Below are 25116 nucleotides of genomic sequence, written 5' to 3' on the forward strand. Positions count from 1 at the left end.
AACGTCATGTTAAAACACTGCTTTTTGTCATCGTTATGCAATAGGGTAACAGGTAGTTTTGAAACGTAAATATTACACAATCTCTCTTCGTTATGAGCGCCATATATATCATGATCATCGCCAGTTTATTTATTGCATTTTCCTTTTTGGGTGCATTCGTCTGGTCAGTAAAAAGAGGACATTATGATGACGACTACACGCCTTCGGTGCGTATCCTGCTGGACAGTGAGGTAGAGAAGGTTACGCAGAGAGCCACAGAGTAAAATAAAGAGAGCCACAGAGAGAATTTTAAAGAGAAAATAAATCTCTATGGCTCTCGTCCTTACTCTGTGGCTCCCTGTGTAACCTACCTACCCTACCACTATAACTTATTCACCAAAAACTCTACTCACAAATTATGTCAAACGTTCCCCATCCAGATATCGCTTCGGTTGAACTGGACGAGTTTCAATATGATAACCGCATCGTAAGAAATTTTGCCATTGCAACCATCCTCTTCGGTCTTATTGGAATGCTGGTTGGCTTGCTGGCTGCCTTTCAGCTGGTTTTCCCAAACCTGAATATGGATATTCCTTATCTTACTTTTAGCCGGATCAGGCCATTGCATACCAATGCCGTCATTTTTGCTTTCGTTGGAAATGGTTTTTTTACAGGTTTATATTATTCTGCACCAAGGGTTTTGAGAACGCCTATGTGGAGCCCGGTTCTCAGCCGTTTCCATTTCTGGGCGTGGCAGTTTATTATTCTGGGAGCTGCTATAACCTTGCCAATGGGCTTGACCACTTCCAAAGAATATGCAGAACTTGAATGGCCTCTGGATGTTGCTATTGCCGTAGTTTGGGTTTCCGCTTTGGTCAATCTGATCATGACAACCATTCACCGCCGGACAGAACATATCTACGCAGCGGTATGGTTTTACATTGCTTCTTTTGTAACGGTTGCCATGTTACATGTAGTGAACAGCGTTGCCTTGCCTATTTCATTATTCAAGAGTTATTCTGTTTATGCCGGTGTGCAGGATGCGCTCGTACAATGGTGGTACGGACACAATGCAGTAGCATTTTTCCTGACCACACCTTACCTGGGTCTGATGTATTATTTCCTGCCAAAAGCAGCGAACAGGCCCATTTATTCTTACCGGCTTTCAATCGTTCATTTCTGGGCGCTGATCTTTCTTTATATCTGGGCCGGGCCACACCATTTGCTTTACACGGCACTACCAGAATGGGCGCAAACACTGGGAACAGTATTCTCGATTATGCTGATTGCGCCATCCTGGGGTGGTATGATCAATGGATTAATGACTTTGCGTGGTGCCTGGGATAAAGTCCGGGAAGATGTGGTGCTCAAATTCTTCGTAGTCGCAATTACCGCATACGGTATGGCGACTTTTGAAGGACCGATGCTGTCTTTTAAAAATGTAAATGCCATTGCACATTACACTGACTGGATCGTTGCACACGTACACGTCGGGGCTTTGGGATGGAACGGATTCCTGACATTCGGTTTATTATACTGGCTTTTCCCACGTCTTTATAACCGTCCTTTGTATTCTCAGAGAGCAGCTAATTTTCACTTCTGGATTGGTACATTAGGTATTTTATTTTACACGATCCCTATGTATTGGGCTGGCTGGGTACAAAGCTCCATGTGGAAGGAATTTACAGCCGAAGGTTTATTAAAATATCCCAATTTCCTTGAAACTGTAACACAACTGGCTCCGCTGTATTTCCTGCGCAGTGTTGGCGGGACACTTTATATCGTTGGCTTTATCGTCATGATATACAACTTGTGGATGACTGCTTTAACCGGAAAACTGGTTGCAACTGAAACAGCCAAAGCAATGCCATTGCATGCGATCTGGCATGCACCTAAAAACGAATACTGGCACCGCAGATTATTTGAACGTAAGCCGCTGGCATTAACCATATTCGCACTGATAGCAGTAGCCATCGGCGGGATGATCGAAATGATCCCAACCTTTATGATCAAGTCTAATGTGCCAACCATTGCCGCTGTGAAACCCTATACACCACTGGAATTACAAGGCCGGGATATTTACATCCGTGAAGGCTGTTATGTATGTCACACACAAATGATCCGCCCATTCCGTTCCGAAATTGAGCGTTATGGGGAGTATTCCAAAGCAGGTGAATTTGTGTATGACCATCCTCATCAGTGGGGCTCCAAGCGTACCGGGCCGGACCTGCATCGCGTAGGAGGAAAATATCCGGATTCATGGCATTACAACCACATGGAAGATCCGACCAGTATGTCGCCCGGTTCTATTATGCCGCGTTATGGCTGGTTGCTGGAAGATAACCTGGATACAAGCACAACCGGCGCCAAAATACGCGCCATGCAAACTTTGGGAGTTCCTTATGAAAAAGGTTATGATAAAATAGCCAATGCAGAGCTATATAAACAGTCCGGAGAAATACAGGCCAGGCTGAAACAAAGTGGTATCAAAGCCAGTGAAAATAAAGAGATCATTGCGCTGATTGCATACTTACAAAGACTGGGTACAGATATAAAAACGGACAAAAAATAACAATACACATGAAATTCCGAACTTACCTTGAAAGCATTCCCGGAATAGAGATTTTCCCTCTTATTTCCCTGCTTATATTTTTTATCTTCTTTGTCTCGCTGATCATTTTCGTTTTTAGTCTGGATAAAAAAGCGATAAGACAAATGAGTAATATTCCGTTGAATGACGGAGTAATTAAAAAGGCTTTGCCATCCGTTGCACTGTTTTTTATTGTTTCTTCCTCAGCATTTGCCCAGGAAAAAACGGAACATATCTGGTCTGTTTCCGGTACCGAAATTTTACTATGTGTTTTGCTTGCCATTCTGTTCTTTATGGCTGTGATGATTGTCATCGTATTATTCAAAGCCTTGAGTGTTCTGAAACAATTCTCAAAAACGTCGGAACAACAGGATTCCAAAGCTGTTTTCAGCGATCAATGGTGGAAAAAATTCAGGGGAATTGGTGTATCGTTGACTGACGAAAAAGAAATCCTGATTGACGGCCATGATTATGATGGTATCCAGGAACTGGATAACCGCATGCCGCCCTGGCTTCAATCGCTTTTTATCGCTTCTATCGGTATTGCCCTGTTTTATGCAGTTTATTATTTCAGTGGGATTGGCGATTTACAAATAGCGGAACTGGACAAAGAAATCGCTATCGCAGAAATGGAGAAAAAAGCTTACATCGAAAAAGCAGGTGCAAGTATGGATGAAAACACAGTAACGCAATTAACCGAAGAGACAGTCCTAAGCCAGGGCAAAGCAATATTTACAGAAAAATGTACTGCCTGCCATGGCGCAGACGGCGGCGGAGCAGTTGGCCCAAACCTTACGGATGATTACTGGTTACACGGTGGGGGCATCAAAAATCTCTTTAAAGTCGTAAAATACGGCGTTCCTGAAAAAGGAATGATTTCGTGGGAAAAGCAGCTTTCACCCACTGATATTCAAAAAGTAGCAAGTTATGTTCTGTCGCTGAAGGGAACGAAGCCAGCAAACCCTAAAGAACCGCAGGGAGAACTGTTAGCAGACGGAAGTGTAGCAATAAAATAGCAATCAGCTTTCGGCAGACGGCTTTCAGTTGGTAACTTCTTGAAGTATCAGAACAAAGTCGACGCTTATGCCAGTTATGTTTAATTTAATTATTCCTACGCAATCGATTGCCGAAAGCCGAAAGCATATTTATGATGATTAATCCCCATATTTCCCCGCCAGATAAATCCTTCCGCGACCATTTCAATGGTGTGACCGAAGATGGAAAACGAAATTGGTTTTATCCGCAAAAACCAAAAGGTAACTGGCACAACCGGCGTGTCTGGTTTTCGGTACTTATACTGACGCTTCTGTTTTTAACACCTTTCCTGAAATACAACGGACAACCTCTCTTACTATTTAATGTACTGGAACGCAAATTCATTATTTTCGGAATTTTTATAGGTCCGCAGGATTACTGGCTTTTCGGATTAACGATGCTTTCCTTTATGGTTTTTATCGTACTCTTTACTACCATATTCGGAAGGTTATGGTGTGGCTGGGCCTGCCCGCAAACCGTATTTATGGAAATGGTTTTTCGTAAAATTGAATATGCTATTGAAGGAGATGCAGGAAAACAAAAACTATTGAACAAAGCCTCATGGACAACTGACAAAATCCTGAAAAAAGGAATAAAATATACAGTATTTCTTTTTGTATCATTCCTGATTGCCAATTTGTTATTGACTTATGTATTGGGCATAGATGAATTAGCTAAAATTATCCGTGAACCAATTGAAAACCATATTCCGCTTTTTTCAGGAATTCTGAGTTTTACAGCTGTTTTCTATTTCAATTTCGCGTGGCTTCGTGATCAGGCTTGTACAGTTGTATGCCCTTATGGACGTCTGCAAGGTGTTTTAATGGATCGTAATTCCATAGTAGTTGCCTATGATTATGAAAGAGGCGAGCCACGCGGAAAAATACATAAAGGACAGGATCGGCCGGAAGGAGATTGTGTCAGTTGCCACCAGTGTGTAGCAGTGTGCCCAACCGGAATTGATATAAGGAACGGGATGCAAATGGAATGTGTGAATTGTACAGCATGCATTGACGCTTGTGATTCTATCATGGATAAAGTGGGTTTTGCTCCCGGCTTAATCCGTTACACGTCCGAAAACGCAATTGTTAACAAAACCAATAAACTGATCACGAACCGCGTAATTGGATATATAGCCGTGTTGATATTGTTATGGTCGGGATTGGGGTTTATGCTTATTTCAAGGACGGATACACAAACTACATTATTCCGTGCCCCGGGCACTCAATACATTGAAAATAAAGATGGTACGATCAGCAACTTGTATACTTTCAAAATTTTCAATAAAACTAACCAGATCGTAAAACCAACGATTCATCTGAATTCTCCGCAGGGAAAACTGATTTTTGCCGGAACTCCGGATCTGACACTTGATGGAGCAGGAATGTCTCAGGGAACTGTGTTTATTATTATTCCGAAATCCGCATTGACAAGTAGAAAAACAAAACTGAAATTATCGGTCTATCAGGGAAAAGAAAAGCTTGAAAGTTTCGAAACGACTTTTATGGCACCTGAGGATTAAAAAGCTTATTAGTTTCCTCCATCTGTTTGAATAGTAACGCTGTACAACAGGCACTACCAGTATGTAGCAGCAAGCAAAAACCAATTATACATTGCCCCGTCAGGGCTACATATTAAACACCACATTTCTATTTTAAAATTCCATTATTACATATTCAAATACACCATGAAATTCAACTGGGGAACAGGAATCGCAACTTTGTATCTGGGATTTGTAGCCATGATACTTGTTTTGGTTGGCATGAGCATTAACCAAAAAATTGATCTGGTAACGGATCATTACTACGAAGAAGAACTTCAATTTCAGGATAAGATAAATAAAATCAGCCGGGCAGCGTCATTGGCAGAACCGCTTGCCTGGGAGGTAAATGCCTCCGGTGTGATAATCCATTTCCCAAAAGTATTGCCAGGAAATGCTATTACCGGAAAAGTAAGACTTTACTGCCCTTCCAATGAAAAAAATGACCGGACTTTTCATCTTGACTCAAAAAACAATGTGCAGCTTATTGCAACTTCCAAAATTCCCGGGAGCCGTTATCATTTACAGATCGACTGGAAAAGCGGTGAACAAACTTACTGGAATGAAGATGTAATTCGGATCAGTCATTTAACAGAAAAAGGGAGTAAAAAGTAAAAAGTTTTTAGTTCAAAGTGACATGATCAGGATTTCAAACCATACCTGAATTCCGGCTTTTTTATTTTAAATGCAAGACTTTAAATTATGACAAATGCACTTCCACTTCTGGCTGTAACGATGGGACTGATGAGCAGTTTCCATTGCATTAGCATGTGCGGGCCAATCGCATTGACTTTGCCTGTCCGGAAAGGGAATTTTTGGCAAAAATTTGCAGGATTATCTGTTTACAATGGCGGTCGCGCAATCAGTTACGCGATGCTTGGTGCAGTAATTGGCTGTGTCAGTTCGTCGTTGGTATGGATCGGTTACCTGCGATATCTTTCTGTTTTTGCCGGAATGTTAATGCTGGTTTATGTATTCTGGCCATCCAAACTAGATTTATATTTTCACCCACCGAAATTCTGGCAAGAGGTTATTAATCATGTAAAAAAAGGAATGTCCGAAATGTTGAAAAGCCGAAAGATACATGGCTGGTTTATGCTGGGAATGCTGAATGGCCTTCTTCCGTGTGGTATGGTTTATCTGGCATTAATGAGCTCTGTTGCTACGGGCAGCATTTCCGGCGCAGGCACTTTTATGTTATTATTTGGAATCGGCACATTACCAATGATGATGGCAGTCGGTTTTTTCAAAAATTGGTTTACACCCGTTCTTCGTACACAAATTCGAAAATTAACGCCGGTTATCCTTGCAGTGGCAGGAATCTGGTTGGTAGGCAGAGGAATTTTTATTCAGTATCCGTCAGTTAATTCCGGTTCTTCAGCACAGATTACGATTTGTCATGGGAAGTGAATTTGTAGGAATTGGCAAAGTAACTATTCCTAATATTTTTTCTCCCACGTAACACCTCATACTTTTTCTTCTGAACATTCAAACAAAACCCCGCTTCCCAAACCAGCAAAAGTAAGTTTTTTTCCTGACCAAAGTCATGTTTTCCGAGTGGACACCTGGCTAGTTTTGGTCTATCAATATTACATCAAAAACTACTTTTTCATGGATAAGGATTTGCTGTTCAAATACAATACACCGGGGCCGCGCTATACCAGTTATCCGACTGTTCCATATTGGCAAAAAACGCCGCCAAACGAAGAAAAATGGAAAGAACTCGTTCAGGATGCTTTTGTGGTTTCTAATCATAAAGAAGGAATCAGCTTGTATGTACACCTTCCGTTCTGCGAAAGTCTGTGTACATATTGCGGTTGTAACACCAGGATAACCGTCAACCATGCCGTTGAAACAAAATATATAAATGCCGTTTTGAAAGAATGGGAAATGTATTTCTCCATTTTTGGGGAAACAATACCTGTCATTAGAGAAATTCATCTTGGTGGCGGTACTCCAACATTTTTCAGTCCTGAAAATTTAAAAAAACTGATTAATGGCTTGACACAAAATACGACAGTTCATCCCAGTGCTCAGTTTGGTTTTGAGGCGCATCCCGGCAATACCACTGACGAACATTTAAAGGTTTTATACGAAGTTGGTTTCCGGCGTATCAGTATTGGGGTGCAGGATTTTAATCCGCTGGTATTGGCCATGATCAATCGTCAGCAAACTTATGAACAGGTAAACCATCTGACCCGAAAAGCCCGTGAGATTGGCTACACTTCTGTTAACTATGATATTGTATATGGCCTTCCGCAGCAAAAAACATGCTACATGATGGAGACAATGATGAAAGTAATCCGCCTGAAACCAGATCGGATTGCATTTTACAGCTATGCCCATGTTCCATGGATTAAATCCGGACAAAGGAATTTCACCGAATTGGACCTGCCGGATGCCGATAAAAAAATGGCCATCTACGAAACCGGAAGAAATGCGTTGGAACTGGCCGGATATCATGACATTGGTATGGATCATTTTGCTCTGGAAACGGATGAATTGTATAAAGCACAAACTGAACAGCGTTTGCACCGGAACTTTATGGGATATACCGATACACGGACACAACTTCTGATCGGCCTGGGTGCTTCTTCAATTAGTGACACCTGGTGGGGATATGTTCAGAATGAGAAGAAGGTTGAAGATTATTATAAAAGGATAGATGCAGGCCAGATTCCTGTTTTTCGCGGGCATGTACTTACAAGGGAAGATCTTATTCTCAGGAAACACATTTTGCGGCTGATGACACAATTTGAAACATCCTGGTCAGCTGAAAATGAAGTATGTGATGAGGTTTACCATGCCATAGAACGCTTGTCTGAAATGGAGTTTGACGAACTGATTGAACTTAAACTTTATCGTTTGCTCATTACTGAAAAGGGAAAAGCGTTTGTCAGGAATGTTTGTATGGCTTTTGATGCAAGAATGTGGGAAAATTTACCGCAGACCATGTTATTTAGCCAGACAGTTTGAGATTATTAAATTAATAATATTCAGTAATCAATAAACAATTGTCAAGGTTGAAGATTGTTCATTGAAAATTGAATATTGTTTTTAAATAAAACCAGGGTTCCGTTTTTCATAATTTAAAATCCTTGCTCCCTTCACCTTTGTCCTGTACTTTGGTATGTTTGATAATGATATTTTAATACATACCAAGGTGATGACACGGCATATTGAAATGCTTGATGCCCTCTTTAAACATGCAACGGAAGGTATTGTTGTAGTGAATAAAGGAGGTACAATTGTGATGCTGAATCCAAAAGCAAAGGAGCTTTTTGGTTATGCAGATTTAGAACTTATTGGCAAGAAAATTGAAATACTGATCCCAAAACGGCTCACCAGAAATCATGTTGAATATCGTGATGAGTATATGGAAGCACCTCGCGCCAGAGGAATGGGACATTTGATGGACGACCTTTTTGCTTGTCGCCAGGATGGTACCGAATTTCCTGTGGAAGTAAGTCTAAGCCCTTTCAAAACCAGCGACGGAGAGTTTGTTGTTAGTTTTGTCATTGATATTACGGAAAGAAAAAAACAGGAAAACAGGATTATTGAGGCTAATCTTGAAATAAAAAAACTGAATGCCGAACTGGAAGAACGTGTAGAACAGCGCACCAAAGAACTTGCCACAGCAATTAAAAAAGTGGAAGAATCGCAAGGAGGAGGTAATTCGTGCCTTGAAAAAAGAACGCGAACTGAACAATATGAAAAGCCAGTTTGTGACCATCGCTTCCCACGAATTCCGGACTCCGCTGGGTACCATTTTATCATCTGCTTCGCTGATTGGAAGATATTCTAAAACAGAAGAGGAAGACAAACGGCAAAAGCATGTTCAGCGGATTAAATCGGCGGTAACTAACCTGACGGAGATCTTAAATGACTTTCTGTCCATTGGTAAACTCGAAGAAGGACGTGTACAAAGTATTCCTGTTGAGGTGAACCTGCCGGAATTCTGTAAAGGTTTAATTGAAGAGATCAAAGGACTGTGTAAAGACGATCAGCAAATTCATTTTCAATATAATGGAAAATCTGATGTCTGGCTGGATAAACAGTTGCTTCGTAATGTCCTATTTAACCTTTTATCTAATGCCATTAAATATTCCGAAGCCGGGAAATCTATATTTCTCAGGATTGCTGCCGGAGATAAATTGGTCAGTATAGAAATTGAAGATCAGGGAATTGGGATTCCTGAGACTGATCAGGCGCATATTTTTGACCGGTTTTTCCGAGCACATAATGCAGGGAATGTACAGGGAACAGGCCTTGGACTGAATATTGTCCAAAATTATATTGATCTCATGAAAGGTGAAGTTTCATTTTCAAGCAAAGTTGGACAAGGCACTACTTTTCATATAAACCTGCCGAATTATCTGCCGATACAAACCAAAGATTAACTTCATTATAAGTAGCCGCATTTCAGTTTAATTTACTCACGAATAAAAACCAGTTCCTTGGAAACCAAGAAAATTTTATTGATCGAAGACAACACCGAGATGCGGGAAAATACCGCAGAAATACTGGAACTAGCCAATTATGAAGTTTTAACTGCAAAAAATGGAAAGGAAGGAGTTCAACTGGCTAATCAGCACAACCCGGATCTGATCATTTGTGATATTATGATGCCCGAACTGGATGGTTATGGCGTACTGCACATGTTAGGAAAAGACGATGATACAGCTAACATTCCATTCGTTTTTCTGACAGCAAAAGCTGAAAAGGACGATTACCGTAAGGGCATGACCATGGGCGCAGACGATTATCTGACCAAACCTTATGATGATGTGGAACTGCTGAACATCGTGGAGATCCGCCTTAAAAAGAGCGAGCGGATAAAACGTCAGTTTGACCGTTCGGCAGAAGGGCTGGATCAGTTTATCCAGGAAGCCAAATCTTTTGACCTGATTGCGAAACTTGCAGAAGATAAAAAAGTGAAGGTTTTGAAAAAGAAAGAAACTATTTATACAGAAGGCAGTTTTCCTTCAAATGTCTTTTTTTGCAAAAAGGGAAGGTAAAAGCCTACAAATCAAATGATAACGGCAAGGAGTATATTACAGATCTATACAAGGAAGGTGACTTTTTCGGATATCTGGATTTATTGCAGGGCGAATCTTATCAGGAAACAACGATTTGCCTCGAAAAAGCAGAGGTAGCCATGATCCCGAAAGATGATTTTTTCAATCTGTTGCAGGGAAACAGGGAAGTCTCTTCCAAATTTATCAAGATGCTTTCAAATGAAATTAAAGACCGGGAAGAACGCCTGCTTCAGCTTGCTTATAATTCTGTACGCAAAAGAGTGGCACAAGCATTGGTGATGCTGGTTCAGCGTTATCAGGACGATCGTACCAAACCATTTTCTATGTCCATAACACGGGAAGATATTGCTTCTATGGTTGGCACTGCTACTGAAACTGTAATCCGTACTTTATCCGATTTTAAAGACGAACGTTTGGTAGATATGAAAGGCAGCCTGATTACAGTTTTAGAGTACGACAAACTGTTAAGAATGCGTAATTAAACTTCCTGCATATATTTTACCATTAAACCTCCTGCTCTTTCCGAAGCACCGGCACCGCCTACCAATGCTTGCAGCCTGGCATAATTGTCTAATAGGACATTACGGTTTGCTCCGCCTGGCAGAATTAAAGCAACCTCTTTAACCAGCTGATTTTCATTCAGTTCATCCTGAATCAATTCCCGTACAACTTCCTTATTCATGATCAGGTTAACCAGGGAAATAAAAGGAACGCGGATTAACCGTTTGGCAATTGCGTAGGAAAATCCGCTGGTTTTATAACAAACTACCTCCGGAATATTCAGTAAGGCAGTTTCCAATGTCGCGGTTCCGGATGTGACCAACGCTGCCTCAGACACGGACAGGAGATCATAAGTTGCTTCGTACACAATCGTTGCCCTGCCATTGGAAAGATACTTTTCGTACAAAGAAGAAGGTAAATTTTTAACACCTGCAATTGCAAACTGGTAGTCCGGAAAATGCGGCTGGACCGTCAGCATCAGATCAAGCATACCAATAATTTCCTGTTTCCGGCTACCGGGAAGTAAGGCTATAACTGGTTTGTCCTGGTCTAGATTATTTTTTATTTTAAAATAAGGATCAGGTTCAAAAGCTTTGATCGCATCCATTAGCGGATTGCCCACATAATCAACCGGATAATCGTATTTTTTATAAAAATCAATTTCAAACGGAAAGATCACAAACATCCGGTCTACGTTCTGTTTGATTTTCCAGGCACGTTTCTGGTTCCATGCCCATACTTTTGGCGAAATGTAATAGAATGTTTTCAGCCCATGTTTCTTGGCAAAAGCTGCAATCCGAAGATTAAAACCCGGATAATCGATCAGTATAATCACGTCCGGCTGAGATTCCAGAATATCTTTTTTACATTTTTTAAGGAAACCGGAAATCTTGTGCAGGTTCAGTGCCACTTCCAGAAAACCCATGAAAGCCGTATCCTTATAATGCGTCACCAGTTCCATTCCTTCTGCCTGCATCATATCACCACCCCAGCCGCGAAACTCAGCGTCCGGATCATTTTCCTTAATTCCTTTGAGCAGATTAGCTCCGTGAAGATCTCCGGAACGCTCGCCGGCAATGAGGTAATATTTCATGGGTTTTTAGCTGTTGGCGATTGGCATTAAGCTGGCTAGTTTCTGGAGGCGTTTGTAGGAAAATAATCAATTCTCAATGTTCAATCGCAGTAACGGGCCGTTCCCAATTACGTCAATCTGAAAATTGATCATTAACAATTGATAATTATTTTTTTTCTATTCCCCGTAGTATTCAACGAAATTCTTGGGCGTTTCTACCAGTTTAATATAATGAAGCTTTGCGTTGGAAGCTGTTTCAGCAATAGCCGGGGCAAGAATATTCCAGATTTCCAATACAAATATTTCACAGGATGCCATTTTACCAGCCATGAAATCCACATCCAGGTTCAGGTTCTTGTGATCTACTTTATCTATCACCCTGTTTTTAATAATATCTCCCAGCACTTTCAAATCTATTACAAATCCTGTGTCAGGATTAGGCGAACCTTTTACCGTAACAATTAATTCAAAATTATGTCCATGCCAGTTGTTATTGGCACAAGGGCCAAAAACTTCCTGATTTTTTTCATCTGACCAGGCCGGGTTAAATAGCCTGTGTGCAGCGTTGAAATGCTCTTTTCTTGTTACGTAAATCATAAAACTTCCTCTCACAAAATAAATAGGCTACAAAATTACACCATGTATCCGTAGTTTTGCAGATAAACAAGCGGATAACTAAAAAAAATCCTATTTGTATTGAAAACATAGAGTAGATCCGATTTTATGGCCACTCTTATTCTTCATTCTTTTTATAGATTTAATATTAATAAAAGGTAATCTCTCATGATTATAGTAACAGGTGCAGCCGGATTCATTGGCAGCGGGCTTATCAGCCGTCTCAATCAGGATGGTTTCAGAAACATTGTCGCAGTCGATGATTTTTCCAAAACAGAAAAAGCGGAAAATCTTGAAGGAAAAACAATTGTACAGAAAATTGAGCGTAAAGAGCTGTTTGACTGGCTTGACCAGAATTACCGCGATGTTGAATTTATATTTCATATTGGCGCAAGAACAGACACGACGGAATTTGATAAAGAAATTTTTGATGAACTGAATGTCAATTATTCCAAGCAGATCTGGGAGAAATGCGTGGCTTATCAGATCCCGCTCGTTTATGCCTCATCAGCGGCAACGTACGGACTGGGTGAACATGGTTATGATGACAATGAAGCCACGCTTTCTGAATTAAAACCATTAAACCCTTATGGGGATTCTAAAAACGAATTTGACATTTGGGCACTACAGCAGGAAAAGAAACCGCTTTTCTGGGCTGGTTTGAAATTTTTCAATGTGTATGGGCCGAATGAATATCATAAAGGCCGCATGGCATCCGTAATTTTACATGCGTACAATCAGATAAAAGCTACTGACAAAATGAAGCTTTTTCGTTCGCATAATCCTGATTTTAAAGATGGAGAACAAATGCGGGACTTTATTTACGTAAAAGATCTTATCGACGTTTGTATATTCCTGATGCATCACCGCAAAAATTCCGGCATTTACAATCTGGGAAGCGGACAAGCGCGTACTTTCAAGGATCTGGTAATCAATACATTCCTGGCCATGGACAAAACACCGGATATCTCATACATTGATACGCCGATTGATATCCGTGATAAATACCAGTATTTTACGGAAGCAAATATGAATAAATTAAAAGCCATAGGATATACCAAACCATTTTCTACACTGGAAGAAGGAGTGGCAGATTATGTTAAACATTATTTGGCTACGGGAGCGTATTTATAGGCCTGTTCAGCTATCTAACATTTGATAAAATAGTCGGATTTCAATGCCCAATGATCTATTGAGGCGGCAGTTCGCTTTCTATTATATCATTGTTTAGCTGTAATAATTAATAACGATTTCATTTAAATATGAAAATTGAACATTGATTATTGAATATTATTTTTGATCAGAGAAGTGCATTTTCACAAAGAAGAATCATCTGCAAAGCCCGCAAACTTATGATCTTCGTCATAAATTTGTGGGCTTTTTTATGTATTTTTGACCTTCTCAATAAACTCAATCTTGTTTCTTTGTGTTGTAAGAGACGTAGATACAGCCTGATAAAAATTACACCATGAGCAAAGAAGAAGAATTGTTGGAGGAAATCACCAGTTCGGAATACAAATACGGCTTTGTAACTGATATTGAAGCGGACGAAGCTCCTATGGGCTTGGACGAAAGCACGATTCGGTTTATTTCTGCCAAAAAAAATGAACCTGAGTGGATGCTAGAGTGGCGTTTGAAGGCTTTTCGTTTGTGGCTTACAATGGCTGAGCCGAAATGGCCAAACGTACATTACCCAAAAATTGACTTTCAGGGAATAAAATATTATTCAGCTCCGAAAAAGAAAAAAGTTGTTGAAAGTCTGGACGATATAGATCCTGAATTACGCGATACTTTCCAACGTTTAGGGATTTCGCTGAACGAACAAAAAAGGCTTTCCGGAGTTTCTATTGCGGTTGATGCTGTAATGGATTCGGAATCTGTCTTTACTACATTCAAAGAATCACTGAGAGAAAAAGGAATTATATTCTGCGCTATCAGTGAAGCAATTCGTGAGCATCCGGACCTGATCAAGAAATATTTAGGATCTGTTGTTCCGCCAAAGGATAACTTTTATGCCGCATTAAATGCAGCTGTATTCTCAGACGGGTCATTTGTATATATTCCAAAAGGCGTTCGTTGTCCTATGGAATTGTCTACGTATTTCCGTATCAATGCAGCCGGAACCGGTCAGTTTGAGCGTACTTTAATTGTAGGTGATGCTGACAGTCACGTAAGTTACCTGGAGGGGTGTACTGCTCCAATGCGCGATGAAAATCAGTTGCACGCTGCGGTAGTAGAAATTTTCGCACACGAAAATGCAAATATTAAATACTCGACCGTACAAAACTGGTATCCTGGCGATAAAGAAGGAAAAGGTGGTATTTATAATTTCGTAACCAAACGTGGATTGTGTGACGGAGCTGGCTCAAAAATATCCTGGACTCAGGTTGAGACTGGTTCGGCTATTACGTGGAAATATCCATCTGTGATCCTGAAAGGTGATAATTCAATCGGAGAATTTTATTCTGTGGCTGTTACAAACAATATGCAGCAAGCCGATACTGGAACTAAAATGATCCATATTGGAAAAAATACAAAAAGCCGTATAGTATCCAAAGGTATTTCAGCTGGAAAAAGCCAGAATTCATACCGAGGATTAGTTCAGGTATTTAAAAAAGCAGAAAAAGCACGTAACTTCTCACAATGCGATTCTTTGTTGCTGGGTGACAAATGCGGTGCTCACACTTTTCCGTATATCGAAGTAAGCAATCCTTCCGCAACTGTGGAGCATGAAGCGACTACTTCAAAAATCGGAGAAGATATCCTGTTTTACTGTAATCAGCGTGGCATTCCTACTGAGCAGGCCGTTGCTTTAATTGTAAATGGTTATGCCAAAGAAGTTTTAAACCAGCTCCCTATGGAATTTGCTGTTGAAGCACAGAAACTACTGGAAATCAGCTTAGAGGGAAGTGTAGGATAACAGATCCGGTTTTCTTTTTTTAAGATTATAATATAAAAGCCTTTGATTCGTCAAGGGCTTTTTGTATTTTATTGGATTACACAGTAAGATCAAACGACAAACTTCATGACACACGTTCCGCAACTTATCGTTGACCTTTCGCTGATACTTACCATGGCCGGTATTATCACACTCATATTCAAAAAATTAAAGCAGCCCATTGTTCTGGGTTATATATTGGCAGGACTTTTAGTCGGGCCTAATTTCAACTTATTTCCAACCATTACGGATATCAAAACCATTGAGATCTGGGCAGAAATCGGTGTGATATTTTTACTTTTCAATTTGGGTCTTGAATTCAGTTTTAAGAAACTGATGAAGGTTGGGAATACGGCGGCAATTACTGGTCTTTTTGAAGTTGGGTTAATGCTCGTAACTGGTTTTGCAACCGGGCAGCTTTTAGGATGGAGTAAAATTGACAGCCTTTTTCTGGGCGGTATTATCGCTATATCTTCCACAACGATCATTTTTCGTGCATTTGACGAATTAGGAATTAAAACCCAGCAATTTACCAGAGTAGTATTAGGTATATTGGTTATTGAGGATTTAACGGCCGTGTTATTAATGGTCTTGTTATCAACACTTTCTATCAGCCAGCAATTTGCTGGAGCAGAATTATTGGAGTCTATCCTGAAATTATTCTTTTTTCTGATCCTTTGGTTTTTAGGTGGCATTTTTGTTTTCCCAACCTTGCTCAGAAGATACCGCGGACTGATGAACGATGAAAGTGTTCTGATCACTTCGGTAGCGCTTTGCTTCGGAATGGTTTTTCTGGTGACACAAGCAGGTTTTTCTGCTGCGCTAGGTGCTTTTATTATGGGTTCTATTCTGGCTGAAACCACTCATGCTGAAAAAATTGAACATTTATTAAAACCTGTAAAAGACCTTTTTGGCGCCGTTTTCTTTATTTCCGTTGGTATGCTGATCAACCCCGGACTGCTCATCGAATATGCTTTGCCAACTGCTATTCTTGTGTTGGTTGTCATCATTGGAAAAACTACGTTTGTTACTGTGGGTGCGGTCATTTCCGGTCAGCCTCTCAAAAATTCGATACAGTCGGGAATGAGTATGTCTCAGATCGGTGAGTTTTCATTCATTATTGCCAATCTGGGATTAGCGTTAAAAGTAACCAGTGATTTTCTGTATCCCATTGCAGTCGGTGTTTCGGTAATTACCACTTTTACCACACCATACATGATGAAATTGTCCGAGCCATTTTATGAGTGGCTGAACAAAAATTTGCCTGATAAATGGAAAACTTCCCTGAACCGGTATAGTTCAAGCACCGGCACCATTACCAAAACAACACAATGGCATCAGATCCTGCAATCCTATGCACAGACTGTCGTTCTCAATTCAGTTGTGGTAATTGGCATTATCCTTATCTCGTCCAGGCAGCTTGCAGATCTTTTGCATACCCGGATTCCTGAAACTTACCTGACCAATTCAGTTATGTTTGGGATTACATTTTTGATGATTGCCCCCTTTTTATGGGCCTTGATCTTCAAACGTTCTAACCGGAAAGCTTACTCAGCAATCTGGCTCAGCAGAAAATATAGCCGCGGGCCTTTATTGGTTCTTGAACTTTCACGGGTATTGATTGCGATACTTCTGATGGTCTTTTTACTGGGCCAGTTTTTCGCAACACCGGCTGCGTTAAGTATAGCGGGAGGGATAATGGTACTTGCTTTCGCCATATTTTACCAGCGGCTGCAACACTTTTATCATAAAATTGAAGAACGGTTTTTACAAAATCTGAATGCACGCCAGCTGGAAGGCAGTGGAAAATCTAAAAAACTTCTTTTACCCTGGGATGCGCATTTTGCTTTTCTGGAAGTAAGTGCTGATTCTAATCTGATAGGAAAAACTTTGCAGGAACTGGCTATAAGAGAGAATTTCGGAATCAATGTGGTTTTGATCGAACGTGGGAGCAAAACAATACATCTGCCCCGCCCTACCGAAGTATTATATCCATGCGACCGTATTGAAGTTATAGGCACAGATGCACAGCTAGATGCATTCCGCGGGCATGTTGAAGTAAGTACCAGCGGGGATATTTACATTGCTCCTCCGGATACAATTGTGCTGGAACGGATCACTGTTAAAAATGAATATAACATCAGAGGAAAATCCATCCGTAATAGTCAGATAAGAGAAAAAACGCACGGAATGATTGTCGGACTGGAACGTAACGGAGAACGCATTCTTAACCCGGATTCTTCCGTGATTATAGAAATAGAAGACGTATTATGGATAGCTGGTGAAAGAGACCTGATCAAAGAGTTTCTAAACAGAAAAGCAGGAAGTAAAGAAGAAAGCGAACTGGTTTAGAGTTCAGGAGTTTAGAGTTATGAGTGTAAAGCTGTTTTGAACTATGAACTTTCAACTCCTGAACTCTTGCAACAGTCCCTGCAAACCACCGGTGTGAACGGCGACAATGACAGTTCCGGGTTCGAAAAAATCCTGTTTCATAAGGTTGTATAATCCATAAAACATTTTTGCCGTATACACCTGCTCTAACTGAATGCTATGCGTTAATTTAAAGTCTAAAATAAAATCCAGTAATTCCTGCGTCCATTTACCATAACCGCCAAAATGATAATTGCTGAACAATGTCATACGGCCGGCTGTGTTGTTCTTTGGTAGCAGATTTTTTATTTCCTGTTCTAAAAATCCACCGCCTTTCAACGCTGAAAATACCAATACATCGTTACCAGCGGATAATATCCCTGCCGCCGTCCCTCCCGTTCCCGCAGCAACAGCATAATAATCCGGTTTTCGTCCGAGGGTTTCATTAACTTCCCGGGTCATTTCCTGTACACCTTTTAAAGCCATATTTGTTGTTCCTCCTTCGGGAATCAAATACGGATTATTGAATTTTATGCTTAATTCCTGCAAATACTCCGGATCATTTCGCTGCCTGTATTCCTGTCGTGATACAAAATGGAGCATCATATTCTGTTCCTGGCAAAATTGAAGCGTTGGTGTTATTTTTCCAGCGTAATCTTCGCCTCTTACAATGCCTATTGTATTTAATCTGAGAGCGTTTCCGGCTGCAGCCATGGCATACAAATGATTGGAATATGCACCTCCAAAAGTGAGCAAAGCAGCAGCATTTTCAGAAATCGCATGCTGCAGATTATATTTCAGTTTACGCCATTTATTACCCGAAACAGTCGGATGAATAAGATCGTCTCTTTTAATAAAAAGCCTTACACCCGCGCTTTTAATAGCTTCATCAGTAAGTTCCTGCAATGGTGTTGGTAGTGACGGAATGAGTAAATCCACTATATTTTGGTAATTTTGTCGCTTTGGTAATGACGCACGAGATAAAAGAAATATAAATGTTGTTGAACGACTTAGAGATTACCTCCGAAGAAGACGATTTGTTTGAACATTACCGCATTGTAGCCGATAAAGGCCAAAGTCTGATGCGGCTGGATAAATACCTAAGCCTGCATGTTGCGAATGCTTCCCGTACAAAAATACAAAATGGAATTGATGCCGAAGCAGTAAAAGTAAATGACCAGATAACAAAGGCAAGTTATAAGATCAAACCATTTGATGTTGTCACACTTTCCCTTCCGCATCCGCCACGTGATACGGAGATCATTCCTGAAAATATCCCGCTTGATATTATTTATGAGGACGATGTATTGCTCATTGTAAATAAGCCTACCGGGATGGTGGTTCATCCTGCCTATGGCAACTGGACAGGAACGTTAATTAATGCCCTTGTTTACCACTTCCAGAACCTGCCTACCGGAAGAAACGGAGAAGGAAGGCCAGGACTTGTACACCGGATTGATAAAGATACTTCTGGCTTGCTGGTAATTGCCAAAACCGAGTTCGCTATGACTTTTCTGGCCAGGCAATTTTCAGACCATACTATTGAACGAACTTACAATGCTCTGGTATGGGGTGAGCTAAAAGAAGAAAAAGGAACCATAAGAGGTAATATCGGCAGAAATGCAAAAGACCGCCGTGTGATGGACATTTTTGATGATGAAACCCAGGGAAAACATGCTGTTACACATTATGAAGTCGTGAAGCCATTGCGTTATGTTTCTCTCATCAAATGTAACCTGGAAACAGGCCGCACACACCAGATACGCGCTCATATGAAACATATTGGCCATCCTATTTTTAATGATACGGTTTATGGCGGAGACAAAATTTTGAGGGGTATTTCAAACGGTAATTATAAAACAATGGTTGAAAACTGTTTCAGCCTTTTACCGGGACAGGCGCTTCATGCAAAATCATTAGGTTTTGTGCATCCGACCACAAAACAATGGCTGCAATTTGATACCGAACTCCCCGAGAATTTCCAGGCAATCGTTAACAAATGGGAAAATTATGTACAATATCAATAGTGAAATTGTAGTATATTGTAACCGGTAAATCATTTTAAGTATAAATTCTGATCATGAACGTTTCCACCCGCCCAGGTACGATAGAAGACATACCAGCCATTTTTGATCTGGTAAAAGAATTAGCCATTTTCGAAAGAGCATTGGATCAGGTTAGCAATAATGTTGATAAAATGACACGTGATTACAAGGAAAAACTATTTGATTTCTTTGTTGCAGAATCTGACTCAAAAATTATAGGATTATCCCTCTTTTATTTCCGCTATTCTACCTGGAAAGGCAAGAGACTTTATATGGAAGATATTATTGTAACCGAAGATATGCGTGGAAACGGAATCGGTAAAATCTTATTTGATGCAACAGTAACCGCCGCTAAAAAAACAGGCTGTACAGGCATGATGTGGCAGGTTCTGGACTGGAATACTTCTGCTGTAGGCTTTTACAGAAAGTACGGTACCAACTTTGATAATGAGTGGATTAACTGTAATATGGATTTCTAGAAGTTAACTATAATTACTACCTGAGATATATCTAAAATACATTAATATATCTCAGGTATCAAAGTATTCACAGTGCACTTTTTATACTTTTAATTTCAAACTGCGAAGGTCTTGCCGTCAAAGTCATCAAATCTGTAAAACACTCTTTCTTTATATTACCGCTAATAATGTAATTCGGTTTTTTGATGTCCGTGGTTATTTTCAGCGTATCAGAGATATTACACGCACTGACATAAGTCTCGTAAAATATATTATTGTCATAAGAAATGCGAATTACAAAGCTATTACTTCCCAAATAACTACCCTTCACATTTTCAACCACTTTCGTAGTCGAACCGTCACAACCGCAATCTGCATTTGGATCCTTATCTTTGCAGGATAGAGCAGTTATCAATAATAGGCAAATGAAGTAAAACCGGTTTTTTGAGGAAGGTATCATTTTGTCAAATCAGAGTTGCAAAGCTATATTAATATAACGACTTCTTTTATGACAAAAAGGTTGGAATGATAAATTTTAAATACTAGATAAAAATCACCTCAGCAGATCCGGCCTTCTCTCCCGCGTCCTTTTTACAGACTGTTCATAACGCCATTCCTCCACCTTTGCTTCGTGTCCTGACATGAGGATCTCAGGAACCACATTTCCTTCAAAATCCGCTGGTCGTGAATAAACAGGCGGGGCTAATAAATTATCCTGAAAAGAATCCGTTAAAGCTGAGGTTTCATCATTTAATACGCCTGGTAACAAACGGATAATGGCATCAGAAAGTACCGCCGCAGCCAGTTCCCCACCAGAAAGCACATAATCTCCAATGCTGATTTCTTTGGTAATAAACAGATCACGAACGCGCTGATCGACGCCTTTGTAATGTCCGCATAACATGATCAGATTTCCTTTTAAGGATAACTGGTTCACCATTTTCTGCTGCATCAGCTCGCCATCGGGAGTCAGGTAAATAATCTCGTCATAGCTCCGTTCTGCCTGTAACGCCCGGATGCATCTGGCAATGGGTTCTACCTGAAGTACCATACCGGCTCCTCCTCCAAAAGCATAATCATCAATCGTCCTGTGCTTGTTAACAGAGTAATCTCTGATGTCATGAGTTACCACTTCAACGAAACCTCCCTGCTGCGCCCGTTTTAGTATAGAATGTGCGAAGAAGCTATCCAATAAATTTGGAACACATGTAATAATATCAATCCGCATCATCAGGAATGTTTTTCGATGAATCGTCCAGATATACTTCCAGTAATCCTTCAGGTAAATTCACAATTAACTTTTTATTTTCCTTATCTGCCCGTAATACAATTTCTTCCGAAGTAGGAATCAAAATTTCATTACCCAGATAATCCATAGCAATCAGATCCTGGCCGTTCAAGGAATATACTTCTCTTACAATTCCAAGTTCGCCTTTGGTTTCATCCACAACGGTGTAACCTTTTATCTCATGATAATAGAACTCCTCTTCACCCAGTTCATCTAATTCATCCAAAGAAAGAAACAGCGAGCTGCCAACTAATGCCTGCCCTTTTTCAATCGTATTTACATCTTCAAAAGATACAATGGCATTGGCTTGTTTCTGCAAATTGAAATTACTGATAAAATAAGGCACTAACTCTCCGCGTATCTCTACATAAACTGCATCCAGATCTTCGTAATCTTCGGGATAGTCTACATCCAAAAATATAACAACATTGCCGTTCGTACCGTGTGTACGTACAATGTAACCTAGCAAGTAACAATTATCCTGTGTCACTGGTCTTGTATTTAAATGACTTTAAATAAATATGAGTCTGTACGGAAAACCGACAGACTCATAAATCTTAACTTGAATTCTATTTAATTATGAAGCAGACTCATCTTTCTTCAAATCTTCTTCCGCTTCCGGAGCTGGTGTTACAGCAACAGGTTCCTCAGTTACAGTTTCAGCAACAGGAGCTACTTCTTCAGCAACAGGTGCTGCTTCTTCCACTACCGGAGCTGCCTCAGCAACTGGTGCTGCTTCTTCTACTGCCGGAGCTTCTTCAGCTACTGGTGCTGCTTCCGCTACTGCTGGTGCTTCTTCAGCTACTGGTGCTTCTTCTTCCACTGCCGCAGTTTCCTCAGCAACTGATGCTGCTTCTTCTAACGGAGCTTCTTCAACAACTTCCTCTTCTACTACTAACGGAGCAGGAGGCGTGTTTTTCTTAATGATAGCATCTGCACGAGTCTGATTAACCTTACGTTCTGCATCTAACTTAGCATTACGTTCAGTTTCTTTTTTCTGTGATAGAGAATCAGCAGCCGTTGTTTTACGGTCAGTTTTTGATTCTTTCCATTCTGCAAAACGTGAATCAGCAACTTCCTGCGTAATTGCACCTTTATTCACACCAATCTGCAAATGCTTCATAAGCATTACGCCTTCTGTGCTGCAATATAGAACGTGCTGTATCCGTTGGCTGTGCACCTTTCAGTAACCAGTCAACAGCTTTTGCAGCTTCTAGTACGATAAAAGCCGGGTTTGTACCTGGGTTGTAAATTCCCAGTTTTTCGATGAAGCGACCATCACGTGGTGCTCTGGCATCTGCAACAACGATATCATATATCGCCATCTTTTTGCGTCCACGACGCGCTAATCTAATTTTTACTGCCATTTTGTTGTTATTTGCGGGAACTCGTCCCTTTTATTAATCAGGGTGCAAATGTACACAAAAAACAATTTAAATGATCAACAATCAATTAACAATTCTCAATGTTCAGTTGGCATTAATGAATATTAGGAATTGTTAATTGAATATTGATCATTATTGTTTAAACAAAAACGGGAACCGATTTCTCGATTCCCGTTCATTAATCATATTTATTAAATCACTTAGCTTATTTCCTGAAACCTGCAGGATAATTTGAACGCAATGTGTTTTGTGGTAAGATCTTGATCTCAACACGACGGTTAGACTGTAAGCCTTCAACCGTAGTATTTTCTGCCACCGGGCGATACTCACCATAATATTCGATAAGGATACGACTTGGTTCAGCAAGACCAGCACGGATCAGGAATCTTTTAGCTGCATCAACACGACGACGTGAAAGTGATTCATTGTAACTGTCAGAAGCACGGGCATCTGTATGACCAACTAGTACGATACGGCAATTTGTACGCAGGTTCAGAAGCTCAACTACTTTGCTCAATGTTTCTTTTGATGTATTACGGATAATTGATTTGTCAGTATCAAATTCAATGTTACTGAACAACGCTTCGCATTCGTCTTTTGGAAGGTTGTTTTTAATAGCATCTCTGATAATTTTATCAAGATCCATTGCAACTCCACCTCCTGATACAACACTACCTGCCGGAGTGTTTGGTTCTTTATCGAAAAGATCCGCTACTCCATCACCATCTGTATCTGTATATAAACGGGGATCAACTGGTTTCGGCATGTTTACTTTTGCAATAGAATCAGCATCATTCATTGTAGGATTGTAAGGCACAGGAATTAATGACTGTGGATTTGCCCAACGTAAATGGTAGCGTCCGCTTGTAGCATCATACTTACCGTTTTTCGCTCTTACTGCATTTTTTCCTAATTTATATGTCAGTGCCAAAGTAGCCATTCCCCAGCCATCTTTTTTGGAATCACTCGCAGCAAACGTCCATATTCCTTGCTGAGACTGGTAATCACTGATACTTCCAACTGTTGCGTCCATCTTTTCAGTATTCACATAGCTGTAAGTAAAGTCAAGACCAAGATCAAAACGTGGAGTTAGTTCGTAATGTACAGCCATACCAACTGGTACTACCCATTCACGGGTATAAGTGGTTCCGTTACGTTCCCAGGTTCCGGCAGTTTTAGAACTTCCGTCAGTATTGGTTTTTACAGGCCAGTCAACACCAGTTGCCGTATTGATTGCGTGCAAATCAGTATGGTAGTAAATGATACCACCACCTAAGTGAGCATCAACTTTCCATCTGCGTAATTTATTGTATCCGAATAATAAACGGTTAACATTCATTGTTCCATCCACAGTAACCTGAATAAATGAAGGGCTGTTGAATGTTACGTCATAAGTTTTGTTGGTCAATGAGCTTACGTAACCCATTTTGGATCCCCGAAGCTGCCCGTTAAAGCCTGTCAACTGAACCCCAAAAATCGGAGACAATTGTTTGTTGACCGAAAGTCCCCAGCCGCCTGTTAGTTTTTCATCAGGACCAAGCTTGAAATCATATGTTTTGATGTCACCGAAGAATTTGGTGATACCGCCGTAGCCGGTAATAGACCATGTATTCATTTTGTTAGGTCCATCATAAGTACGGTTTTGAGCAAAAGTGTCAAGACTCGAAAGCAACAAACAAACTAAAGCAATGTAAAGGTTCTTTTTCTTCATGGGAAACACCAGTTATGTGATTCAATTATTCACTAATTTTTACTATTAAAACGGAAAGAATAAGCCTGTAAGCCGGATTCTGTTTCCTGAACCGATTTGCACCGGAGCAGGCTTCTACCATTTATCCAGGATTGCGGTCACCCGAAATCTCTAACGATCTACCCGTGTCAATGCTCCGGTTAAGGAACGGGGACGAGTAGCCCCACTAATTAACACCTATTTGATCTTTCAGCCCGTAAGGTTTACCGTGCCTTGCTGGTCACCCAGTAAGCGGTGGTCTCTTACTCCACCTTTTTCACCCTTACCTGCCATATAAAAAACATGCCAGGCGGTCTAATTTTCTGTGGCACTTGCTGTCAGCAAACTGTTCCCAATCGGCTGCCTTCCCGTTAGGAAGTACGGCACTCTGCGCTGTCCGGACTTTCCTCCCCGACCATATGCCGCGGCGGTAGAACAGCTTATTCCTTTCGCTCAACCACAAAGCTAAGAAATACTTTCCTTTGATTAGCAGTCAATACACCATAAAAAGTAAAAAAATGTAACAAAAGAC

The 25116-nt window shown here is 40.5% G+C and carries 23 protein-coding genes, 1 other RNA gene and 1 pseudogene; 15 read left to right on the forward strand and 10 right to left on the reverse strand.

What is annotated here, in order from left to right; all coding sequences use genetic code 11:
• Positions 1-92: 92 nt before the first annotated feature.
• The 10 genes and pseudogenes from ccoS to KZC02_RS09300 all read left to right on the forward strand — a co-directional run bounded on the left by ccoS (position 93) and on the right by KZC02_RS09300 (position 10665).
• Positions 93-263, forward strand: a complete 171-nt coding sequence (gene ccoS, locus KZC02_RS09260; RefSeq protein WP_221393848.1) for a cbb3-type cytochrome oxidase assembly protein CcoS — start codon at positions 93-95, stop codon at positions 261-263.
• Positions 264-397: 134 nt separating this feature from the next.
• Complete coding sequence (gene ccoN, locus KZC02_RS09265) at positions 398-2551, forward strand: cytochrome-c oxidase, cbb3-type subunit I (RefSeq protein ID WP_221393849.1); 2154 nt, start codon at positions 398-400, stop codon at positions 2549-2551.
• A gap of 8 nt (positions 2552-2559) precedes the next feature.
• Positions 2560-3585 (forward strand): c-type cytochrome, encoded by a 1026-nt coding sequence (locus tag KZC02_RS09270; RefSeq protein WP_221393850.1) that lies wholly within the window; start codon positions 2560-2562, stop codon positions 3583-3585.
• A 131-nt stretch (positions 3586-3716) separates the two neighbouring features.
• Positions 3717-5126 (forward strand): cytochrome c oxidase accessory protein CcoG, encoded by a 1410-nt coding sequence (gene ccoG, locus KZC02_RS09275; protein ID WP_310590422.1) that lies wholly within the window; start codon positions 3717-3719, stop codon positions 5124-5126.
• Positions 5127-5291: 165 nt separating this feature from the next.
• The gene (locus KZC02_RS09280) at positions 5292-5759 is read left to right on the forward strand and encodes a FixH family protein (protein ID WP_221393851.1); all 468 of its coding nucleotides are present in this window, start codon (positions 5292-5294) and stop codon (positions 5757-5759) included.
• A gap of 87 nt (positions 5760-5846) precedes the next feature.
• Positions 5847-6554, forward strand: a complete 708-nt coding sequence (locus KZC02_RS09285) for a sulfite exporter TauE/SafE family protein (RefSeq protein WP_229254108.1) — start codon at positions 5847-5849, stop codon at positions 6552-6554.
• Positions 6555-6755: 201 nt separating this feature from the next.
• Positions 6756-8120 (forward strand): oxygen-independent coproporphyrinogen III oxidase, encoded by a 1365-nt coding sequence (hemN, locus tag KZC02_RS09290; protein ID WP_221393852.1) that lies wholly within the window; start codon positions 6756-6758, stop codon positions 8118-8120.
• Between the two features lie 190 nt (positions 8121-8310).
• Entirely contained in the window at positions 8311-8949 is a 639-nt protein-coding gene (locus KZC02_RS31645; RefSeq protein ID WP_229254110.1) for a PAS domain S-box protein, read from the forward strand.
• Complete coding sequence (locus KZC02_RS31650; RefSeq protein WP_229254112.1) at positions 8855-9544, forward strand: sensor histidine kinase KdpD; 690 nt, start codon at positions 8855-8857, stop codon at positions 9542-9544. The genes KZC02_RS31645 and KZC02_RS31650 overlap by 95 nt, the downstream gene beginning before the upstream one ends.
• Before the next feature lie 99 nt (positions 9545-9643).
• A pseudogene (locus tag KZC02_RS09300) lies at positions 9644-10665 on the forward strand (response regulator).
• On the opposite strand, the gene lpxB reads toward KZC02_RS09300, so the two are convergent.
• Both lpxB and KZC02_RS09310 read right to left on the reverse strand, forming a co-directional pair.
• Positions 10662-11777 carry a lipid-A-disaccharide synthase gene (gene lpxB, locus KZC02_RS09305; RefSeq protein ID WP_221393853.1) on the reverse strand — a complete coding sequence of 372 codons (1116 nt, stop codon included), beginning with the start codon at positions 11775-11777 and terminating at the stop codon, positions 10662-10664. The pseudogene KZC02_RS09300 and the gene lpxB overlap by 4 nt on opposite strands.
• A gap of 156 nt (positions 11778-11933) precedes the next feature.
• A complete protein-coding gene (locus KZC02_RS09310; protein WP_221393854.1) occupies positions 11934-12353 on the reverse strand; it encodes a 6-carboxytetrahydropterin synthase in 420 nt (139 codons plus the stop codon).
• 186 nt (positions 12354-12539) lie between these two features.
• Here KZC02_RS09310 and rfaD point away from each other — a divergent pair, with 186 nt between their 5' ends.
• The 3 genes from rfaD to KZC02_RS09325 all read left to right on the forward strand — a co-directional run bounded on the left by rfaD (position 12540) and on the right by KZC02_RS09325 (position 17661).
• A complete protein-coding gene (gene rfaD / locus KZC02_RS09315; RefSeq protein WP_221393855.1) occupies positions 12540-13505 on the forward strand; it encodes an ADP-glyceromanno-heptose 6-epimerase in 966 nt (321 codons plus the stop codon).
• Positions 13506-13839: 334 nt separating this feature from the next.
• Positions 13840-15291 carry a Fe-S cluster assembly protein SufB gene (gene sufB / locus KZC02_RS09320; RefSeq protein WP_221393856.1) on the forward strand — a complete coding sequence of 484 codons (1452 nt, stop codon included), beginning with the start codon at positions 13840-13842 and terminating at the stop codon, positions 15289-15291.
• 105 nt (positions 15292-15396) lie between these two features.
• Positions 15397-17661 (forward strand): cation:proton antiporter, encoded by a 2265-nt coding sequence (locus tag KZC02_RS09325; protein ID WP_221393857.1) that lies wholly within the window; start codon positions 15397-15399, stop codon positions 17659-17661.
• A 51-nt stretch (positions 17662-17712) separates the two neighbouring features.
• Here KZC02_RS09325 and KZC02_RS09330 read toward each other — a convergent pair whose 3' ends face one another.
• Positions 17713-18618, reverse strand: a complete 906-nt coding sequence (locus KZC02_RS09330) for a 1-aminocyclopropane-1-carboxylate deaminase/D-cysteine desulfhydrase (RefSeq protein WP_221393858.1) — start codon at positions 18616-18618, stop codon at positions 17713-17715.
• A 56-nt stretch (positions 18619-18674) separates the two neighbouring features.
• On the opposite strand from KZC02_RS09330, the gene KZC02_RS09335 reads away from it, so the two are divergent.
• Entirely contained in the window at positions 18675-19706 is a 1032-nt protein-coding gene (locus KZC02_RS09335) for an RluA family pseudouridine synthase (RefSeq protein WP_221393859.1), read from the forward strand.
• A gap of 53 nt (positions 19707-19759) precedes the next feature.
• Positions 19760-20203 (forward strand): GNAT family N-acetyltransferase, encoded by a 444-nt coding sequence (locus KZC02_RS09340; RefSeq protein WP_221393860.1) that lies wholly within the window; start codon positions 19760-19762, stop codon positions 20201-20203.
• A 67-nt stretch (positions 20204-20270) separates the two neighbouring features.
• On the opposite strand, the gene KZC02_RS09345 is transcribed toward KZC02_RS09340, so the two are convergent.
• The 7 genes from KZC02_RS09345 to rnpB all read right to left on the reverse strand — a co-directional run bounded on the left by KZC02_RS09345 (position 20271) and on the right by rnpB (position 25031).
• Entirely contained in the window at positions 20271-20597 is a 327-nt protein-coding gene (locus tag KZC02_RS09345; protein WP_221393861.1) for a hypothetical protein, read from the reverse strand.
• A gap of 138 nt (positions 20598-20735) precedes the next feature.
• Positions 20736-21410 (reverse strand): tRNA (guanosine(37)-N1)-methyltransferase TrmD, encoded by a 675-nt coding sequence (gene trmD / locus KZC02_RS09350; RefSeq protein WP_221394993.1) that lies wholly within the window; start codon positions 21408-21410, stop codon positions 20736-20738.
• Positions 21400-21960: a ribosome maturation factor RimM gene (rimM, locus tag KZC02_RS09355; protein WP_221393862.1), complete on the reverse strand. Its 561-nt coding sequence runs from the start codon at positions 21958-21960 to the stop codon at positions 21400-21402. Before rimM ends, trmD begins: the two co-directional genes overlap by 11 nt.
• Before the next feature lie 87 nt (positions 21961-22047).
• The gene (locus KZC02_RS32865; RefSeq protein ID WP_310590424.1) at positions 22048-22593 is read right to left on the reverse strand and encodes a hypothetical protein; all 546 of its coding nucleotides are present in this window, start codon (positions 22591-22593) and stop codon (positions 22048-22050) included.
• A complete protein-coding gene (gene rpsP, locus KZC02_RS32870) occupies positions 22565-22837 on the reverse strand; it encodes a 30S ribosomal protein S16 (protein ID WP_310590425.1) in 273 nt (90 codons plus the stop codon). The genes KZC02_RS32865 and rpsP overlap by 29 nt, the downstream gene beginning before the upstream one ends.
• A 223-nt stretch (positions 22838-23060) precedes the next feature.
• Entirely contained in the window at positions 23061-24566 is a 1506-nt protein-coding gene (locus KZC02_RS09365) for an OmpA family protein (RefSeq protein ID WP_221393863.1), read from the reverse strand.
• A 52-nt stretch (positions 24567-24618) separates the two neighbouring features.
• Positions 24619-25031, reverse strand: an RNA gene (rnpB, locus tag KZC02_RS09370) — RNase P RNA component class A.
• Positions 25032-25116: the final 85 nt, after the last annotated feature.

Origin of the sequence: Dyadobacter sp. NIV53, from assembly GCF_019711195.1 — a bacterium.
Lineage (GTDB): Bacteria > Bacteroidota > Bacteroidia > Cytophagales > Spirosomataceae > Dyadobacter.